The 19647-nt window shown below is 51.4% G+C and carries 15 protein-coding genes, 2 tRNA genes and 1 other RNA gene; 8 read left to right on the plus strand and 10 right to left on the minus strand.

Annotated elements, in window-relative coordinates; all coding sequences use genetic code 11:
* Positions 1–407: 407 nt before the first annotated feature.
* A complete protein-coding gene (locus M987_RS18000) occupies positions 408–1055 on the minus strand; it encodes a YchE family NAAT transporter (protein ID WP_014070541.1) in 648 nt (215 codons plus the stop codon).
* Positions 1056–1535: 480 nt separating this feature from the next.
* Between M987_RS18000 and adhE the strand changes: the two genes are divergently transcribed.
* Positions 1536–4217: a bifunctional acetaldehyde-CoA/alcohol dehydrogenase gene (adhE, locus tag M987_RS18005; RefSeq protein WP_014070542.1), complete on the plus strand. Its 2682-nt coding sequence runs from the start codon at positions 1536–1538 to the stop codon at positions 4215–4217.
* A gap of 80 nt (positions 4218–4297) precedes the next feature.
* Here the strand turns inward: adhE and tdk are convergent, their stop codons facing one another.
* A complete protein-coding gene (tdk, locus tag M987_RS18010) occupies positions 4298–4912 on the minus strand; it encodes a thymidine kinase (protein ID WP_014070543.1) in 615 nt (204 codons plus the stop codon).
* 550 nt (positions 4913–5462) lie between these two features.
* On the opposite strand from tdk, the gene hns reads away from it, so the two are divergent.
* Positions 5463–5876, plus strand: coding sequence for a histone-like nucleoid-structuring protein H-NS (gene hns / locus M987_RS18015; protein WP_008502781.1), 414 nt, complete (start codon positions 5463–5465; stop codon positions 5874–5876).
* Between the two features lie 205 nt (positions 5877–6081).
* Here hns and galU read toward each other — a convergent pair whose 3' ends face one another.
* From galU to rssA, 3 genes are all read right to left on the minus strand, one after another.
* Positions 6082–6990, minus strand: a complete 909-nt coding sequence (gene galU / locus M987_RS18020) for a UTP--glucose-1-phosphate uridylyltransferase GalU (RefSeq protein ID WP_014070544.1) — start codon at positions 6988–6990, stop codon at positions 6082–6084.
* A 197-nt stretch (positions 6991–7187) separates the two neighbouring features.
* Entirely contained in the window at positions 7188–8201 is a 1014-nt protein-coding gene (rssB, locus tag M987_RS18025; RefSeq protein ID WP_014070545.1) for a two-component system response regulator RssB, read from the minus strand.
* A 92-nt stretch (positions 8202–8293) separates the two neighbouring features.
* Positions 8294–9196: a patatin-like phospholipase RssA gene (gene rssA / locus M987_RS18030; RefSeq protein ID WP_014070546.1), complete on the minus strand. Its 903-nt coding sequence runs from the start codon at positions 9194–9196 to the stop codon at positions 8294–8296.
* 114 nt (positions 9197–9310) lie between these two features.
* On the opposite strand from rssA, the gene M987_RS18035 reads away from it, so the two are divergent.
* From M987_RS18035 to M987_RS18055, 5 genes are all read left to right on the plus strand, one after another.
* Positions 9311–9769 (plus strand): YchJ family protein, encoded by a 459-nt coding sequence (locus M987_RS18035; protein ID WP_014070547.1) that lies wholly within the window; start codon positions 9311–9313, stop codon positions 9767–9769.
* Between the two features lie 48 nt (positions 9770–9817).
* Positions 9818–10660 (plus strand): formyltetrahydrofolate deformylase, encoded by an 843-nt coding sequence (gene purU, locus M987_RS18040; protein ID WP_014070548.1) that lies wholly within the window; start codon positions 9818–9820, stop codon positions 10658–10660.
* A gap of 157 nt (positions 10661–10817) precedes the next feature.
* Positions 10818–10902, plus strand: a tRNA-Tyr gene (locus M987_RS18045).
* Between the two features lie 35 nt (positions 10903–10937).
* Positions 10938–11022: transfer RNA gene (locus M987_RS18050), tRNA-Tyr, on the plus strand.
* 45 nt (positions 11023–11067) lie between these two features.
* Positions 11068–11198: non-coding RNA, RtT sRNA (locus tag M987_RS18055), on the plus strand.
* A 92-nt stretch (positions 11199–11290) separates the two neighbouring features.
* Here the strand turns inward: M987_RS18055 and M987_RS18060 are convergent.
* Complete coding sequence (locus M987_RS18060) at positions 11291–11734, minus strand: Lrp/AsnC family transcriptional regulator (RefSeq protein ID WP_014070549.1); 444 nt, start codon at positions 11732–11734, stop codon at positions 11291–11293.
* Positions 11735–11841: 107 nt separating this feature from the next.
* Here M987_RS18060 and M987_RS18065 point away from each other — a divergent pair, with 107 nt between their 5' ends.
* The gene (locus M987_RS18065) at positions 11842–12738 is read left to right on the plus strand and encodes a DMT family transporter (RefSeq protein ID WP_014070550.1); all 897 of its coding nucleotides are present in this window, start codon (positions 11842–11844) and stop codon (positions 12736–12738) included.
* Here M987_RS18065 and narI read toward each other — a convergent pair.
* From narI to M987_RS18085, 4 genes are read right to left on the minus strand one after another with little or no spacing between them, the layout of a single operon-like run.
* Complete coding sequence (narI, locus tag M987_RS18070) at positions 12735–13412, minus strand: respiratory nitrate reductase subunit gamma (RefSeq protein ID WP_014070551.1); 678 nt, start codon at positions 13410–13412, stop codon at positions 12735–12737. The genes M987_RS18065 and narI overlap by 4 nt on opposite strands.
* Positions 13412–14122, minus strand: coding sequence for a nitrate reductase molybdenum cofactor assembly chaperone (gene narJ / locus M987_RS18075; protein ID WP_014070552.1), 711 nt, complete (start codon positions 14120–14122; stop codon positions 13412–13414). The genes narI and narJ overlap by 1 nt, the downstream gene beginning before the upstream one ends.
* Positions 14119–15654: a nitrate reductase subunit beta gene (narH, locus tag M987_RS18080; RefSeq protein WP_014070553.1), complete on the minus strand. Its 1536-nt coding sequence runs from the start codon at positions 15652–15654 to the stop codon at positions 14119–14121. The genes narJ and narH overlap by 4 nt, the downstream gene beginning before the upstream one ends.
* Positions 15651–19394 carry a nitrate reductase subunit alpha gene (locus M987_RS18085; protein WP_014070554.1) on the minus strand — a complete coding sequence of 1248 codons (3744 nt, stop codon included), beginning with the start codon at positions 19392–19394 and terminating at the stop codon, positions 15651–15653. Before M987_RS18085 ends, narH begins: the two co-directional genes overlap by 4 nt.
* Between the last annotated feature and the right edge of the window lie 253 nt (positions 19395–19647).

Genomic DNA, 19647 nt, shown 5'->3' on the forward strand with positions numbered 1-19647 from the left:
AGCCCTGCCTGGCACTGAAAATCAAGAAAAGCATATGACATTCAATGTGATAGAGGAATTTTCCTCTGCAAGCGCGTCGCTGCGCTATCATCGACTGGTTTTGTACGAAAATTTAACAACTGGTTATTATTTAGCACATTCCTCTAGGGGAACGTTGAAATTACTAATATCATTTCAGTTATCTCTCAGCAAGCCCCAGAGTATCATGTGAGTAAAATAACAGATCGTTTGGATGGTTTCTGCGCAGGCAGGTCAACAGGAAATAACTAACCTGTTGAAATTTAAGAAAAGGCTATTATTAGTAGAATTTATTATGACGCATCGCCTTTTCAATTTTATTTATATGATTTGCTGATAATCACGTAAAAAAAACGGAGCCACAGGCTCCGTTCTTTCATATGAAGACTTCAGTGCAATAGTCCGGGGAAAATGCTCTTTATCCCGGTCACGATAAATTCAATCCCCAGCGCCATCAGCAGCAGACCCATAATACGGGTAATCACGTTAATGCCGGTTTGCCCGAGCAGGCGAACCAGCCAGGGCGCCATGCGGAACACCCCCCAACAACACAACGCAAAAATCGCAATGGCAACGGAGAAACCAATAAGGTGCATCAGGTTGTGGTAACGCGTTCCCCATACAATAGTGGAACTGATTGCCCCCGGACCTGCCATCAGCGGCAACGCCAGTGGCACGACACCGATACTTTCACGGACAGACGTTTCTGACTTCTCTTGTTTGTTTTGCTTATCTTCACCTAATTTGCCGCTGATCATCGACATGGCAATGGTAACAACCAGGATCCCACCCGCAATACGGAATGAATCGATAGAAATGCCAAATATCTGCAAAATGCCGTCGCCCAGGTACAGTGACGTCAGCAGGATGATGGCAACAGACATGTTGGCCGTCAGGTTGGTTTTGTTCCTGGCCGCTGCCGTCTGGTAACTGGTCATACTAATGAAGACAGGAATAATCCCCACCGGGTTGACCAGGGCGAACAAACCAATAAAAAACTTAAAATATGTAGGAAAATCAAAGAGCGTTTGGATCACGTTTAGCTCCGCCTATGAGCATGGCCAGGGACTGACAGTGTGTCATGATACATCCGCGCTGAAGATACGCTTTTTATTAGCACACTTCACCAGAAATCTATGTCAAAACGCTATCATTTCATGATGTTAAACATTTGTGTTCTCAATGATAGCGCCACTTCCAATAGTTACTTAATTATTTAACACTGGAAAAATCTCAAAGAAATAACCCTGCTGAAAGGTATCAGCTTGGGGTAAAATTGACGTAGATCATGATTTTCGTACTCAGAAGTGAGTAATCTTGATTACGCCCCCAGGGAGATCACCTATCAAAAAGGGATGATGCTAAGGTAAGGCTCTTTTAGTAAATTAGTGTGTTAGAGCAGCGAGTAACCCTTTGTTTTACTAAGTGTTACGCAAGTACTAACGGCTCTGACTATACTGTCTCTCGTATCGAGCGCTGGTTTACTAATAGAGTTTAAACATTATCAGGAGAGCATTATGGCTGTTACTAACATCGCTGAACTGAACGCACTCGTCGAGCGCGTCAAAAAAGCCCAGCGTGAATATGCCAATTTCACCCAAGAACAGGTTGATAAAATCTTCCGCGCGGCCGCTCTGGCTGCTGCAGATGCTCGAATCCCTCTCGCTAAAATGGCCGTTGCTGAATCTGGCATGGGTATCATCGAAGATAAAGTGATCAAAAACCACTTTGCTTCTGAGTATATCTACAACGCCTATAAAGATGAGAAAACCTGTGGCGTTCTGTCTGAAGACGACACCTTCGGTACTATCACTATCGCTGAACCTATCGGCATTATTTGCGGTATCGTTCCAACCACCAACCCAACTTCTACCGCAATCTTCAAATCACTGATCAGCCTGAAGACCCGTAACGCAATCATCTTCTCCCCGCACCCACGTGCTAAAGATGCAACCAACAAAGCTGCTGATATCGTATTGCAGGCGGCTATCGCTGCGGGCGCACCAAAAGACCTGATCGGCTGGATTGACCAACCTTCTGTTGAACTGTCCAACGCGCTGATGCATCACCCTGACATTAACCTGATCCTGGCGACCGGTGGTCCTGGTATGGTTAAAGCAGCATACAGCTCCGGTAAACCAGCCATCGGCGTAGGCGCGGGTAACACCCCTGTCGTTATCGACGAAACTGCGGATATCAAACGTGCTGTTGCTTCTGTACTGATGTCTAAAACCTTCGATAACGGCGTAATCTGTGCGTCTGAGCAGTCCGTTGTTGTTGTTGATTCTGTATACGATGCGGTTCGTGAACGTTTCGCAAGCCACGGCGGCTACATGCTGCAAGGCAAAGAGCTGAAAGCCGTTCAGGACATCATCCTGAAAAATGGCGCGCTGAACGCCGCTATCGTTGGCCAGCCAGCGTATAAAATCGCTGAACTCGCAGGTTTCACCGTTCCGGCTAGCACTAAGATCCTGATCGGTGAAGTAAAAGTTGTTGATGAGAGCGAACCATTTGCTCACGAAAAACTGTCACCTACGCTTGCAATGTACCGCGCGAAAGATTTCGAAGACGCGGTAGAAAAAGCCGAGAAACTGGTTGCCATGGGTGGTATCGGCCACACCTCATGTCTGTACACCGACCAGGATAACCAGCCAGAACGTGTTGCTCACTTCGGTCAGATGATGAAAACAGCACGTATCCTGATTAACACCCCTGCTTCTCAGGGTGGTATCGGTGACCTGTACAACTTTAAACTCGCACCTTCCCTGACTCTGGGTTGTGGTTCCTGGGGTGGTAACTCCATCTCTGAAAACGTTGGTCCAAAACACCTGATCAACAAGAAAACCGTTGCTAAGCGAGCTGAAAACATGTTGTGGCACAAACTTCCGAAATCTATCTACTTCCGCCGTGGCTCCCTGCCAATCGCGCTGGATGAAGTGATTACTGATGGCCACAAACGTGCGCTCATCGTGACCGACCGTTTCCTGTTCAACAACGGCTATGCAGACCAGATCACCTCTGTTCTGAAAGCTGCTGGCGTCGAAACTGAAGTCTTCTTCGAAGTTGAAGCTGACCCAACACTGAGCGTTGTTCGCAAAGGTGCTGAACTGGCGAACTCCTTCAAACCAGATGTGATCATCGCACTGGGTGGCGGTTCCCCAATGGACGCCGCGAAAATCATGTGGGTAATGTACGAGCACCCAGAAACGCACTTCGAAGAACTGGCGCTGCGCTTTATGGATATCCGTAAACGTATCTACAAGTTCCCGAAAATGGGCGTAAAAGCGAAAATGATCGCTGTGACGACCACTTCCGGTACCGGTTCAGAAGTGACGCCGTTTGCGGTTGTTACCGACGATGCAACAGGTCAGAAATACCCACTGGCTGACTATGCACTGACTCCAGATATGGCCATTGTTGACGCCAACCTGGTAATGGATATGCCGAAGTCACTGTGTGCATTCGGTGGTCTGGATGCAGTGACTCACGCCCTGGAAGCTTACGTTTCTGTACTGGCATCTGAGTTCTCTGACGGCCAGGCTCTGCAAGCGCTGAAACTGCTGAAAGAAAACCTGCCTGCGTCCTACAACGAAGGGTCTAAAAACCCTGTAGCACGTGAGCGTGTACACAGTGCAGCAACTATCGCGGGTATCGCGTTTGCTAACGCCTTCCTGGGTGTTTGTCACTCAATGGCGCACAAACTGGGTTCTCAGTTCCACATTCCTCACGGTCTGGCGAACGCCCTGTTGATCAGCAACGTTATCCGTTATAACGCGAACGACAACCCAACCAAACAGACTGCATTCAGCCAGTACGACCGCCCACAAGCACGTCGTCGTTACGCTGAAATCGCAGACCATCTGGGTCTGAGCGCTGCGGGTGACCGTACTGCTGCGAAGATTGAGAAACTGCTGGCATGGCTGGAAAGCATCAAAGCTGAACTGGGTATTCCTAAATCTATCCGTGAAGCTGGCGTTCAGGAAGCTGACTTCCTCGCTCACGTAGATAAACTGTCTGAAGATGCCTTCGATGACCAGTGTACTGGTGCTAACCCGCGCTACCCACTGATCTCCGAGCTGAAACAGATCCTGCTGGATACCTACTACGGCCGTGAGTTCAAAGAAGGTGAAGTTGCAGCAGCTAAAGTTGAAGCAGCTCCTGCGGCAAAAGCTGACAAAAAAGCGAAGAAAAGTGCTTAATTGACAGCCTGATAAAAAACCCGCCATTGGCGGGTTTTTTTATGTCTGCCGGTCAGGCAATTAAAGGAACAAACCTTATCTTATTTCCGGTTATCGCTCTGAATAGCCGTCAGCGAGCCCACGACCAACGCTTCTTTATAGTGTTTACGGCAGACCGAAACATAGCGTTCATTGCCCCCTATCACCACCTGCTCACCATCGGCGTAAGGTTTTCCGGATTGATCAAGGCGCAGTACCATGCTCGCTTTGCGACCGCAGAAGCAGATTGTTTTTAATTCGACGAGTTTATCTGACCACGCGAGTAAATATTGGCTGCCGGCAAATAGCTCTCCACGGAAATCTGTGCGCAGGCCATAACAGAGCACCGGGATATCCAGCTCATCAACGACCTCTGAAAGGGCATGTACCTGCTGGCGCGTCAGGAACTGGCTCTCGTCCACCAGAACGCAATGTACGGGCCGTGAAGCATGTTCTGTACGGATATCCGCTAACAGGTCAGTCTCGGGGTTATACAGCTTCGCAGGAGACGAAAGGCCTATCCTTGAACTCACTTTCCCTGCGCCAAAGCGATCGTCAATTTCGGCTGTGTAAACCAACGTATGCATCCCCCTTTCCTGGTAATTGTAGGAGGACTGGAGTAACGCTGTGGATTTCCCTGCATTCATTGCCGAATAGTAGAAATAAAGTTGTGCCATTGGCCGTAAAACCCTAATCAATGTGTAATATTTCCGATGGTTCATTGTACCATAATTTGTCTCTCCATCAGCGACACGCCGCACAGAGTATGGGTTTCAGTAGGAAGGCATCAGCAGACAGATTAAGAAAATAATCCGTTAAAACATGAAGTAAACGCATTTTTCAGCAAAGTTTGGTTAAGCGTTTAGTCATAGATAACACTTCTTTTTATACTGGATTTAGCATTCATTAAAATTCACTATTTATTAACTATTGTCGGCAACACTCTGCTTTTCTGGAGTAATACAAAAGGCTGATATTTATCCGCCGCAACTATAATTCCTGCGGTAAATGTCACAAAAACAAACATGTGTTCGGCAACCTTATGATCTATGACGTGATAAGAAGCATCTCTGGGAGGGGTGAAATTTAAGTTAGCGTAATTAATAATAGCGTCTCATATTTAGTATTTTTTGAATTCCTTACATTCTCACCTATTGCACAAGTCAATTTATGGCTCTATTATTAGGACAACAAACCACCCCCCATTATAAGTTTGAGATTACTACAATGAGCGAAGCACTTAAAATTCTGAACAACATCCGTACTCTTCGTGCGCAGGCAAGAGAATGCACCCTTGAAACGCTTGAAGAAATGCTGGAAAAATTAGAAGTTGTAGTTAATGAACGTCGTGAAGAAGAAAGCGCAGCTGCTGCTGAAATCGAAGAACGCACTCGCAAACTTCAGCAATATCGTGAAATGCTGATTGCTGATGGTATCGATCCAAACGAATTGCTGAACAGCATGGCTGCTGCTAAAACCGGCACCAAAGCTAAACGCGCTGCTCGTCCGGCTAAATATAGCTATGTTGATGAGAACGGCGAAACTAAAACCTGGACTGGCCAGGGTCGTACTCCTGCTGTTATCAAGAAAGCAATGGATGAGCAGGGTAAACAACTGGATGACTTCCTGATCAAGGATTAATCAGGACGCATTCTAAAAAATCCCGCTAAATGCGGGATTTTTTGTATCTGTAATTCACGCCGAACATCCCCTTACACTCTGTCATATAGCGACAAGACACTATTTAAAAACCCTTACAATCCGGCTCAGGTGACCCGGCCCGGGTTATGGGCATAAAAAAACCGGTGGGCAATGCCACACCGGTTTAGTTCATCCAGGAAACAGATTATTTTTTAATACCCATGCTCTCCTGGAGCCAGGATTTAAATTCTTCACCCAGAGTATTGTGGCGAATGCCATATTCAACAAACGCCTGCATATAACCGAGTTTATTACCGCAGTCATGGCTCTTACCTTTCATGTGGTAAGCTTCAACGGTTTCTTTCTCGATCAGCATATCAATGCCATCAGTTAGCTGGATCTCATCACCCGCTCCTGGAGGGGTTTTGGCCAGCAGCGGCCAGATTTCTGCGCTCAGGACGTAACGACCCACAACGGCCAGATTAGACGGTGCAACATCCGCTTTTGGCTTTTCAACGACACCAACCATCGGCACGCTTTCGCCAGGCTCCAGGTTAACGCCTTTGCAGTCTACAACGCCGTATGCGGTGACATCCGCAACAGGCTCAACCATGATCTGGCTGCTGCCGGTTTCATCGAAGCGTTTAATCATCTCTGCCAGGTTATCCTGGGACAAATCGGATTCGAATTCATCCAGAATAACGTCTGGCAGAATAACGGCCACTGGCTCGTCACCCACGACAGGGTGAGCACACAGCACCGCATGGCCCAGGCCTTTCGCCAGACCCTGACGCACCTGCATGATGGTGACATGCGGTGGGCAAATAGACTGAACTTCCGCTAACAGCTGACGCTTAACGCGTTTTTCCAGCATGGCTTCAAGTTCAAAACTTGTATCGAAATGGTTTTCGATAGAGTTTTTGGATGAATGCGTAACCAGCACAATTTCGGTAATTCCGGCAGCGATACATTCATTAACGACATACTGGATTAATGGCTTATCAACCAACGGCAGCATCTCTTTAGGGATTGCCTTCGTTGCGGGTAGCATCCTGGTTCCCAATCCCGCTACCGGGATAACGGCCTTTCTGACTTTCGAATTTAGGGCAGCCATTGAAATTCTCCTGAGCTGTTCAAGTTTTGAACTTATTCAATAAATAACGCGTTGAGTATATCAGCCTCACCATACAGTCCGGGTCTGAAAAGGACGCGTTGCCGATCAATTAGGATAAATACGCATGAATCTGGCGGTGATAGTAGCACTGTCAGCAAAACACCGGAAAAGCAATCTGACGAATAAAAGTCAATTGCTTATTCCGTGGACAACATTAAGCGTAACCGGCCCCCTGCCCCCCAAATTTGGCACTGCCAGGAGGAGCAGCGTTGGCTAATTTGATTAAGATAAGCTGTTCCTAATGTCCCTAAAGGAACGCCATTGCTTACCTGAATATGATGCTCCCCCGTATTGAGCGTTGCGTTTAGTCCAGCAGAGACGAGGATAAGGTTTTTCAGACCGCTGTGGTAATAACCGACCAGCAGCGGAAATTGCCCTGGTAAATTGGCCTGGCGAAAAAGATGATTAACCTGCTTAAGTAAACTGCCTAATTCAGGAAGCCGTTGACCCTGATGGGATAACTGTTCCTGCAAGAGCCCATTAAATAGCGCCCGAAGTAACAGCGCAGCTAATACACCGTTATCACCTGCTCGCGTAACATCCAGACAATAAAACGCGAGGTCGGAATCCGATAAAGGTGCAATATCAAGCACCAGCCCGGGTTCGTCCGCGGCGACCAATTGGCGATAATTTATACGGCAATGAGAAATAGTCTGTTGAACCGGTGGCTGGAGTTCCTGCAACAATTTTGAGGCCGCTAGCGGATTACTGACTAACGCATCCCAGTCCTGGAAAAGGCGTTCTTCTTCCTCAACCCGGGAATTAAACATATTGGGATACAGGCAAGCCAGTACCGTTTCACGCAGGCGATTCAAATCTTTGACCGGTTTTAACAAAATATCCTGCACGCCTAAACGCAATGCCCGGGCAATATCAGCCATGTTTTCGGTGGCAGAAATCACCAGAATCGGGATCTGGTCACCCTCGTTTCGAAGATGCTCGACCAGCTTGAGTCCGTTCATGCGCGGCATGGCAATGTCACAAATCATCAGATCAGGCGTGATCGTGACCATTTTTTCCAGAGCATCAATACCGTCCTCGGCAAGCGATGTCATCGCGCCTAACGAGGATAACCACGAATCCAGCAGCGAACGGAAAACGGGCTCGTCTTCAACTATCAAAATGTGTTTTCCGGCCAATGGCTGCGTCATGGTTCCTCCCCTGGCTGACAGTTACTAAATAGTGGCATGTGATCGGCACTATCGCCTGTCAGATTTTGCTGAAGTAATCAAAAAAAGGGTGCTCAGGCTGATCTCCGCACAAACGGCAACAGCTCATCCATTTTCTTCTCAACGGCTAACGAGCCCGCAGTAATAGCGGCTTCAGCACGATGGAAGTCCAGGGTCGCGATTTGCGGGCAATACGGTTGAATAAGGATGTCAGGTGGGTCACCCGCCATGCGGTTACGTTTAAGGCGGTTTTCAAGCACCTGGATTGAGGTCGTCATGATTTCGATTGCCGTCGGTGCGGCTACCGCACGACGCGCCGCCATCCGGCCGATTCGCCCACGCAAGCGTTCATGCCAGGCGAGTTTTTCACCTTCCGCATCCTCGCTTTGTAGATTGACGGGCAAAAGCTCCTGCTGCATCAGGTGTGCATCGTGTTGCAGATCGACGGCTATCACGATGTCTGCGCCCATCGCGCGGGTGAGTGAGATAGGAATCGGGTTCACCACGCCGCCATCGACCAGCCAGTAGCCGTTATGCGGAACGGGCGCCATTAAACCCGGCATACTACAGGAGGCACGTACGGCGAGATGGATATCGCCTTCGGTAAACCAGAGTTCCCGGCCCGTGCTGAGGTTTGTCGCTACAGCGCCGAAAGGCAACCGGCAATCGCTGAAGTCTTCAAGAGGCATTATCTGGCGGAACTGATTAAACACCCGTTCGCCGCGCAGTAAACCGCCGCGTTGCCAGGAGAGATCCATAAGGCGTAGAACATCCCAGTAGCTGAAGGAACGCACCCATGTTTCCAGCTCCGGGAGCTTCCCACAGGCATACGCAGACCCGACCAGCGAACCGATAGAACACCCTGCAACGATATCAATCTCAATGCCCATCTCTTTTAAGGCATTAATTACGCCGATATGTGACCAGCCGCGAGCTGCACCTGAGCCCAGCGCCAGTCCAATTTTAACCTTTCTCATTAGCCCTGATTTACTTCCCCTGGATTCTCAACATAGCGTCAACGCAACTGCTCAGTTAACATGGTGCTACCCGAAGCGTTTTACGCCCTTAATTTTTGTTCCAGGAAGAGAATCGTGTCTCAACTCTGCCCCTGTGGTAGCGCTCTGGATTATAGCCTATGTTGCCAGCGATATCTTACTGGCGAGCAGGTTGCACCAGACCCGTCACACCTTATGCGTTCGCGTTATACTGCTTTTGTGATCAAAGACGCAGACTATCTGATTAAGACCTGGCACCCGTCTTGTCATGCCGCCGATTTTCGTCAGGACATCGAAACTGGCTTCGCCAACACGCAGTGGCTTGGCCTGACCGTTTTTGACGCCTCGGCCGGAAGCAACGACAACGAAGGCTACGTCAGCTTTGTTGCCCGCTTTACCGAACGCGATAAAACGTCTGCCATTATCGAACGTTCCCGTTTCTTAAAGGAAAGCGGGCAGTGGTATTATATTGACGGTACGCGCCCGCAAATCGGTCGTAACGATCCCTGCCCTTGTGGTTCAGGTAAAAAATTTAAAAAGTGTTGCGGGCAGTAATGCCTGACAACTCAGATTTCGCAAATACTCAAACAGGATTTCCCGGCGATGCAATCATTACAACGTAAAGTTCTGCGCACCATCTGTCCCGATCAAAAAGGGCTGATCGCACGAATTACCAACATTTGTTACAAACATGAACTGAATATCGTGCAGAACAACGAGTTCGTTGACCACCGTACCGGTCGCTTCTTTATGCGTACCGAGCTGGAAGGTATTTTCAACGACACCACCCTGCTTGCCGACCTGGATAGCGCATTACCTGAAGGTTCTGTTCGTGAGCTGACGCCCGCTGGCCGTCGTCGTATCGTGATTCTGGTCACCAAAGAAGCACACTGCCTGGGCGATCTGCTGATGAAGGCGAACTACGGTGGGCTGGATGTGGAAATTGCCGCCGTTATTGGTAACCACGACACGCTGCGTACGCTGGTTGAACGTTTTGATATTCCGTTCGAACTGGTGAGCCACGAAGGTCATACCCGTGAAGAGCATGACGACTTAATGGCGCAGGCCATTGAAGCGCATAATCCGGACTACGTGGTGCTGGCAAAATACATGCGTGTGTTGACCCCAACCTTCGTGTCACGTTTCCCGAACAAGATTATCAACATCCACCACTCGTTCCTGCCGGCCTTTATCGGTGCTCGTCCATACCACCAGGCGTATGAGCGTGGTGTGAAGATCATTGGTGCAACGGCGCACTACGTGAATGACAACCTGGACGAAGGCCCAATCATTATGCAGGACGTGATTCATGTGGATCACACCTACACAGCAGAAGACATGATGCGTGCCGGGCGCGACGTAGAGAAAAATGTATTAAGCCGCGCGTTGTATCAGGTTCTGGGTCAACGCGTCTTTGTTTACGGTAACCGGACGATTATTCTTTAATCGACTGAGAAATGAATTGGTTAGCTTTGCGTCTTTGCGCATAAAATTCAGCCAACCAGTTTATTTTTATCGTGGTAACGCTTTACAGGGGCGTCTCATTTGATATGATGCGCCCCGCTTCCAACAGGAAGCAGGCCAGTCAATAGCATTACCCCGTGGTGGGGTTCCCGAGCGGCCAAAGGGAGCAGACTGTAAATCTGCCGTCATCGACTTCGAAGGTTCGAATCCTTCCCCCACCACCATCTTCAAGCTGTACCTCAAAATTAGCATTACCCCTGGTGGGGTTCCCGAGCGGCCAAAGGGAGCAGACTGTAAATCTGCCGTCATCGACTTCGAAGGTTCGAATCCTTCCCCCACCACCATCATTTCCAAATGACTCTAAACCTTCTGTTCGCACCGGGCATCATGCATTTCCGTAACGGGGAAGGATGAGAAGCTTCGACCAAGGTTCGATTCGAGCGTAGCGAGAATGCGTTGCCGCAGGCAACGACCCGAAGGGCGAGGCGCAACGCGCCGAGTAATCCTTCCCCCACCACCATCATTTCCCGAAAAAATCCAAAAAAAACATCACCGAACTGATTGCACCCTTGTAGGCCGGGTAAGGCGCAGCCGCCACCCGGCAACAGACAGCTACATCGGTGGCAACCGGCGCTTCACAGGTGAGCTTTTCACTATCGACGTATTACACTGGGCGTGTTCAGCGAGACCATCCAGCAACGTATCAAGCTGCTCAATTGATCGCACCACCAGCCTGATAACAAAACAATCCTCACCGGTCACCTTGTCACTCTCAATGCACTCCGGCATGGCCTGAATGTATTTATCCACTTTATGCAACAATCCCGGCAACGGCCGCACACGCACCAGCGCCTGCAAGCTATATCCCAGCGCGGCTAAATTCACGCGAGCACCATACCCCTGAATAACGCCCCGCTCCTCCAGCCTTTTCAAACGCTCTGCCGTGCTTGGCGATGTCAGCCCGATATGGCCACTCAGCACTTTCAACGACACGCGCGCATCCTCCACCAGACAGGCTAATATCTGACGGTCGATATCATCGAGAAGGTAATCCATAGCATTCACCTAATTTTAAAACGCCATAACTGTATTTCACCTTATATCACTACTGTAAAAGCCAACACACTTTTTCGACAATAGAGCTATTAATCAGGAGGTGCATTATGGGTGATAGACAAAAAGGCGTCTGGCAAATGAGCCTGGCGATGCTTATTTCCGGTTCAATCGGAGCTTTTGTTTTACTCTCCGGTTTACCGGTCACAGAAGTCGTGTTCTGGCGCTGCCTCATCGGCGCCGTTGCTCTCTTTCTTTTTATCCGTATCAGTAAACAGCCTTTTAGCCCGTTAACCAAAGTTACCCTGGGGCTGGCCATCCTCGGCGGTATCGCGCTGGTTGTTAACTGGCTGCTGCTTTTTGCCGCCTACGCGCGCATCTCGATAGGTCTGTCGACCGTGGTATACAACACGCAGCCGTTTATGCTGGTGATGATGGGGATGCTACTGGGTGAACGCGTGAGTCTGGCGAAATGGGGATGGCTCCTGCTGGCCTTCGGCGGCGTGGTGGTTCTGCTCTCAGGCGAGCTGACCGGCAAACATGAAGCCGGTTGGCTTAGCGGTATTGCGCTGGCACTTGGTGCAGCCTTCTTCTATGCACTGACGGCCATTATCACCCGCAAGCTCAGAAGTATTGCGCCACAACATATTGCGTTTATTCAGGTATTAACCGGGGTGGTTATGCTATTGCCACTGGCGCACATGCCAACGCTTTCCGGGCATTTCCCGTGGGGAATACTCTTAACGCTGGGGATTGTGCACACCGGCATCATGTATCAGCTGCTTTATAGCGCCATTCAGAAGCTCCCGACCCCTGTCACCGGCTCCCTTTCCTTTATTTACCCGGTGGTAGCGATTGTGGTTGATAATCTGGTCTTCGGGCATTCGCTGACTGCACCGCAACTGGCGGGTGGCGCGCTGATCCTGGTTGCCGCCGCGGGCAACAACCTGGGCTGGGGCGAAAAAAAACCCCGCGAGTGCGGGGTTGGTATCAAAACAGCTAACTAGCGGCGGGCACGCACAATCTGGTATTTGCGTGTCAGGTACTCCACCGGCACGCTCCAGATGTGCACCAGACGAGAGAACGGGAACAGCACAAACAGGGTCATGCCCAGTACCAGGTGCATGCGGAAGATAAACGCCACGCCGTCCAGGTGTTCAGACGCACCGCCGTGGAAGGTCACGACAGACTGCGCCCAGCCAACCAGCTTCATCATTTCGCTGCCGTCCATATGTTGGGCAGAGAATGGAATGGTCAGCAGACCCAGCGCACACTGGATAACCAGTACCGACATCACCAGAATATCTGCTGCGGTTGTGATAGCGCGAATGCGAGGACTGAAGAGGCGGCGTTTGAGTAGCAACAGGCCGCCAACCAGACACATAAGGCCCGCAGCACCACCACCAAACATTGCCATCTTCTGTTTCACTTCCAGCGGCAACCAGGCTTCATACATCCAATGCGGCGTCAACATCCCGAATGCATGGCCTGCGATCACGCCCAGGATCCCGATGTGGAACAGGTTAGAAGCCAGGTTCATCCCTTTTCGATCCAGCATCTGGCTGGAGGCCGCACGCCAGGTGTACTGACCGTAGTCATAACGCAGCCAGCTTCCCACCAGGAACACGGTGCCCGCAATATACGGATAGATATCAAAGAAGAACATATTCAGGAAGTGCATTATTGCTGTCCTCCGTTAGAGATATTCAAATATTGCGGGGCAACAGCTCCGGCAAAACGACGCTGGTGAGCCGAGATTTCTGACTCGCCGCAATTCTGGTCAGCAAAGAATTTCACCTGCTCTTCTTCCCAGACCGCATCCAGCGCCTGCGGGGTATCATCGCGAGCTTCATCGGCAATTTTTTCCGCCACTTTCTCGCTATCGACTGCCGCATTCGCCAGTTTCACCAGCAGGTCGAACAGCACCGCATAGCGGCTCTCACGCTGTTGCAGACGCGCACTGAGCAGCGCCAGAATCGGGGCGATGTCCTGCAACCCGCCGAGCGCTTCTTCTTTTGGCAGCTGCGCCAGATATTCGAGGTACAGCGGCAGGTGATCCGGCAGCTCGCGGCTGTCGAGTTGCAGACCGTGCTGCTCGTACTGCGCCATCAGGTCGACCATCGCCTGACCCCGGTCACGGGATTCACCATGAACATGTTCAAACAGCAGGAGTGAAGTGGCACGGCCACGGTCAAACAGCTGGCTGTAGTCAGCCTGTGCATCCAGAAGATCGCGCGCTAACAGATCGCGCAGGAAAATGCCCAGGCTCTGGGCATCTTCTTTATCCAGGTTTTCAGATGACGCGAGTGCATCGAAAAGTTCCTGTTGATGCTGCGCAAGCGCAGCATCCGGGTACTCGAGCAGACGCGAAACAATGACGAGTTCAATCATTGGTGCGGCTCCGTTTTGCTGGTCACATCCATTGCATCAATGCGACGGCTGTTAAACAGGTTAAATTTGGTGTCTGAACCGTGGCAACCATCACCGAAGGTAAAGCCACAACCGCTTTTTTCCGGGAAGGCTTCACGAGCCTGTTCACGGTGGCTGCTTGGTACCACGAAACGGTCTTCGTAGTTAGCAATCGCCAGATAGCGGTACATTTCCTGCGCCTGCGCTTCGGTCAGACCCACTTCTTCCAGTGCACGGGTATCAATTACGCCGTCCACGGTTTCGGTGCGTTTAAAGTGACGCATTGCCAGCATTCGTTTCAGTGCCAGCACCACCGGCTGGGTATCACCCGCAGTCAGCAGGTTTGCCAGATACTGAACCGGGATGCGCAGGCTTTCGACATCCGGCAGAATGCCATTGCTGCCCAGTTCACCGGCATCCGCAGCAGACTGAATCGGTGACAGAGGCGGCACATACCACACCATCGGCAGCGTGCGGTATTCCGGGTGCAGCGGCAGAGCCAGCTTCCAGTCCATCGCCATTTTGTACACCGGTGACTGCTGTGCGGCGTCGATCACGCTCTGCGGTACGCCATCTTTCAGCGCCTGTTCAATCACTTTCGGATCGTTCGGTTCGAGGAACACGTCCAGCTGACGCTGGTACAGATCTTTCTCGTGTTCAGTGCTTGCTGCGCTTTCAATGGCATCCGCGTCATACAGCAACACGCCGAGGTAACGAATACGACCTACGCAGCTTTCGGAACAGACAGTCGGCATCCCTGCTTCGATACGTGGATAACAGAAAATGCACTTCTCTGACTTACCGCTCTTCCAGTTGAAGTAGATTTTTTTATACGGGCAACCGGTGATACACATACGCCAGCCGCGGCACTTGTCCTGGTCGATCAGTACGATACCGTCTTCTTCGCGCTTGTAGATGGCGCCGCTCGGACAGGTCGCCACGCACGCCGGGTTCAGACAGTGTTCGCACAGACGCGGCAGGTACATCATGAAGGTGTTTTCGAACTGGCCGTACATCGCCTTCTGCATGTTTTCGAAGTTTTTGTCTTTCGACAGCTTCTCAAACTCACCGCCCAGATCGTCTTCCCAGTTCGGGCCTTTCTCGATCTTGTTCATTCGCTGACCGGTGATCAGCGAGCGAGGGCGTGCGATCGGCTGATGTTTACCTTCCGCGGCGTTATGCAGGTTCTGGTAGTCAAAATCAAACGGCTCGTAGTAATCATCAATGCCCGGCAGATGCGGGTTAGCAAAGATTTTACCCAGCAGCATGGCACGGTTACCCATGCGCGGCTGGATCTTACCGTTGATTTTGCGGATCCACCCGCCCTTGTATTTCTCCTGATCTTCCCAGTTGGTCGGGAAGCCGGTACCTGGCTTGGTTTCAACGTTGTTGAACCACGCGTATTCGGTACCTTCACGGCTGGTCCAGACGTTTTTACAGGTGACTGAGCAGGTATGACAGCCGATGCACTTATCCAGATTCAGCACCATGCCGACTTGTGAACGAATTTTCATTTTACGCTCTCCTGTACCTGGTCATTACCTTCGCCGTCTAACCAGTTAATATTCTTCATCTTACGAACCACCACAAACTCATCACGGTTAGAACCCACGGTGCCGTAGTAGTTAAAGCCGTAGGCCAACTGCGCATAGCCACCAATCATATGGGTTGGTTTCGGCGTAATACGGGTGACCGAATTATGTATACCGCCGCGTTGCTCGGTAATTTCAGAGCCAGGAATGTTCACGATACGTTCCTGCGCGTGGTACATCATGGTCATACCGGCTGGCACACGCTGGCTGACAACGGCACGCGCTGTCAATGAACCGTTGGTGTTGAACACTTCAATCCAGTCGTTATCCACGATCCCCAGGTCTTTGGCATCGGCTTCACTCATCCACACAATCGGACCACCGCGGCCCAGAGTCAGCATCAGCAGGTTGTCGCTGTAGGTGGAGTGGATACCCCACTTCTGGTGCGGCGTCAGGAAGTTCAGCGCTTTTTCCGGGTTACCGTTGGATTTCTCGCCCATCACCGCTTTCACCGAACGGGTGTCGATTGGTGGACGGTAAACCAGCAGACTTTCACCGAAATCGCGCATCCACTGATGATCCTGATACAGAGACTGACGACCGGTCAGGGTGCGCCATGGGATCAGCTCGTGAACGTTGGTATAACCGGCGTTATAAGACACGTGCTCATCTTCAAGGCCAGACCAGGTCGGGCTGGAGATAATTTTGCGTGGCTGCGCCTGAATATCGCGGAAGCGGATCTTCTCGTCTTCTTTGTTGAGCGCCAGATGCTTGTGGTCACGACCGGTAAACTCACTCAGTGCGGCCCAGGCTTTCACTGCCACCTGACCGTTGGTTTCCGGTGCCAGAGTCAGGATCATCTCTGCCGCATCAATCGCCGTGTTCAGCATTGGCTGGCCTTTTGCCGGGCCGTCTGCTTTGGTGTAATTGAGCTTGCGCAGCAGATCCATTTCGCTCTGGGTATTCCAGGCAATCCCTTTACCGCCGTTACCGATTTTTTCCATCAGCGGGCCGATAGAGGTAAAACGCTCATAGGTAGCCGGGTAGTCACGTTCAACCGGGATGATGTGCGGAGCAGTAACGCCCGGGATCAGATCACACTCGCCTTTTTTCCAGTCCTTCACGTCCAGCGGCTGCGCCAGTTCAGCAGCGGAGTCGTGCTGAATTGGCAGCGTAACCACGTCGGTTTCTTTGCCCAGATGACCTACGCACACTTCGGAGAATTTCTCAGCGATGCCTTTGTAGATCTCCCAGTCGCTTTTGGATTCCCATGCCGGGTCAACGGCCGCAGACAGTGGATGAATAAACGGATGCATATCCGAGGTATTCATGTCGTCTTTTTCGTACCAGGTCGCGGTTGGCAGCACAATGTCGGAGTACAGGCAGGTGCTCGACAGACGGAAGTCCAGCGTCACCACCAGATCCAGTTTGCCGTCCAGACCGTTGTCTTTCCATTCCACTTCTTCAGGTTTCACGCCGCCCTGCTTGCCGAGATCTTTCCCCTGGATACCGTGATCGGTACCGAGCAGATACTTCAGCATGAACTCATGGCCTTTACCGGATGAACCCAGCAGGTTGGAGCGCCAGATGAACAGGTTACGCGGATGGTTTTTACCGTTTTCAGGCTGTTCCGCCGCAAAACGGATAGAGCCTTCTTTCAGGGATTTGACGGTGTAATCCACCGGCGTCATGCCTGCTTTCTTCGCCTCTTCCGCGATACGCAGCGGGTTGGTACCCAGCTGTGGAGCAGACGGCAGCCAGCCCATACGTTCAGCACGCACGTTGAAGTCAATCAGATGACCGCTGTAGCGGGATTTATCCGCCATTGGTGACAGCAGTTCCTGCGCGGCCACGGTTTCGTAGCGCCACTGGCTGGAGTGGTTATAGAAGTAAGAGGTACTGTTCATGTGACGTGCCGGACGCTGCCAGTCAAGCGCAAACGCCAGTGGCTGCCAGCCCGTCTGTGGACGCAGTTTTTCCTGGCCCACGTAGTGTGCCCAGCCGCCGCCGCTCTGACCAACGCAACCGCAGAAGATCAGCATGTTGATCAGCCCGCGGTAGTTCATGTCGAGGTGATACCAGTGGTTCAGACCGGCACCCACGATGATCATCGAACGACCGTGCGTCTTGTCGGCGTTCTCCGCAAATTCGCGTGCGATACGGGTGATCTGTGCAGCAGGTACGCCAGTAATCTGCTCTGCCCAGGCCGGGGTGTACGCTTTAACTTCGTCATAGCTGGTTGCGCAGTTTTCATCATTCAGACCGCGCTCCAGGCCGTAGTTGGCCATGGTCAGGTCGTAAACGGTGGTCACCAGCGCCGTGGAGCCATCCGCCAGTTGCAGGCGTTTGACCGGCAGCTTGTGCATTAAGACGTTTTGCAGCTCAACTTTGTTGAAGTGCTCGGAACCTTCGCCCCCGAAGTACGGGAATCCGACATCAGCGATCTCATCCTGGCTGCCCAGCATACTCAGGCGCAGGTCAGTTTCCTCACCGGAGGTACCATCGCGCTGCTCAAGGTTCCATTTCCCTTTTTCACCCCAGCGGAAACCGATAGATCCGTTTGGTGCCACCAGCTCGCCATTGCTGTTACAGGCAACGGTTTTCCATTGTGGGTTGTTTTCCTGACCGAGTGCGTCCACGAGGTCGGCGGCGCGCAGCATACGGCCTGCCGCATAGTAGCCGTCGCGCTCTTCCAGCATGACCAGCATCGGGAAGTCGGTGTAGCGACGCACGTAGTCAGTGAAGTACTGGCTCGGTTTATCGAGGTGGAACTCACGCAGCATGACGTGGCCCATCGCCAGCGCCATCGCGGAATCGGTGCCCTGTTTTGGTGCTAACCACAGGTCGCACAGTTTGGCGATTTCTGCATAGTCAGGGGTAATGGCGACAGTCTTGGTGCCTTTGTAACGCACTTCAGTAAAGAAGTGAGCATCCGGTGTACGGGTCTGCGGAACGTTAGAACCCCACGCCAGAATGTAGCTGGAGTTATACCAGTCGGCCGATTCAGGAACGTCGGTCTGCTCACCCCATGTCTGCGGAGATGCAGGCGGCAGGTCGCAGTACCAGTCGTAGAAGCTCAGGCAGGTACCACCAATCAGGGAGAGGTAGCGCGCGCCAGAAGCGTAGGACACCATCGACATCGCCGGGATTGGCGAGAAGCCCGCTACGCGGTCCGGGCCGTAGGTTTTTACGGTGTAGACGTTTGAGGCGGCAATCAGCTCGTTCACTTCTTTCCAGGAGGAACGCACGAATCCACCGCGACCGCGAGCCTGCTTGAAGCTTTTCGCTTTGTCGGCGTCCTCGATAATAGAGGCCCAGGCATCGACCGGATCGCTGTGCTGGACTTTCGCTTCACGCCACATTTTCATCAGGCGTTTACGCATCAGCGGGTATTTCAGGCGGTTAGCACTATACAGATACCAGGAGTAGCTTGCACCACGCGGGCAGCCACGCGGTTCATGGTTTGGCAAATCCGGGCGGGTGCGCGGATAATCCGTCTGCTGCACTTCCCAGGTTACCAGACCATTTTTTACGAAAATCTTCCAGCTACACGAGCCAGTACAGTTAACGCCGTGGGTTGAACGGACGACTTTGTCATGCTGCCAACGCTGGCGGTAACCGTCTTCCCAGTCCCGGTTGGTCTCCAGAACCTGGCCGTGCCCATCGGCAAAAGTTTCGCCCTTCTGCTTGAAGTAGCGAAACCGGTCCAAAAATTTGCTCATCGGGTATCTCCTGTGTGGAGCCTGTGGCTCTCTAAATCGACATTGCTGATTTGCAGCGAAAGTAACGCTCTGATAGATGACGGGAATTGATAACGATCAAGGCAAAGGGGGTCTCTGCGCGGTGGTATTAGTGCACATACCACCAAAGCGGTATTATTTTCTATTTTTTAATTTATTGATTTAAAAGGAAAATATTGATTTATCGTACAAACAGTACGGCTTTTTTTAACATATTAGGTATTAAGGGGTAGAA

Origin of the sequence: Enterobacter soli ATCC BAA-2102 (genome assembly GCF_001654845.1) — a bacterium.
GTDB classification, from domain to species: domain Bacteria; phylum Pseudomonadota; class Gammaproteobacteria; order Enterobacterales; family Enterobacteriaceae; genus Enterobacter; species Enterobacter soli.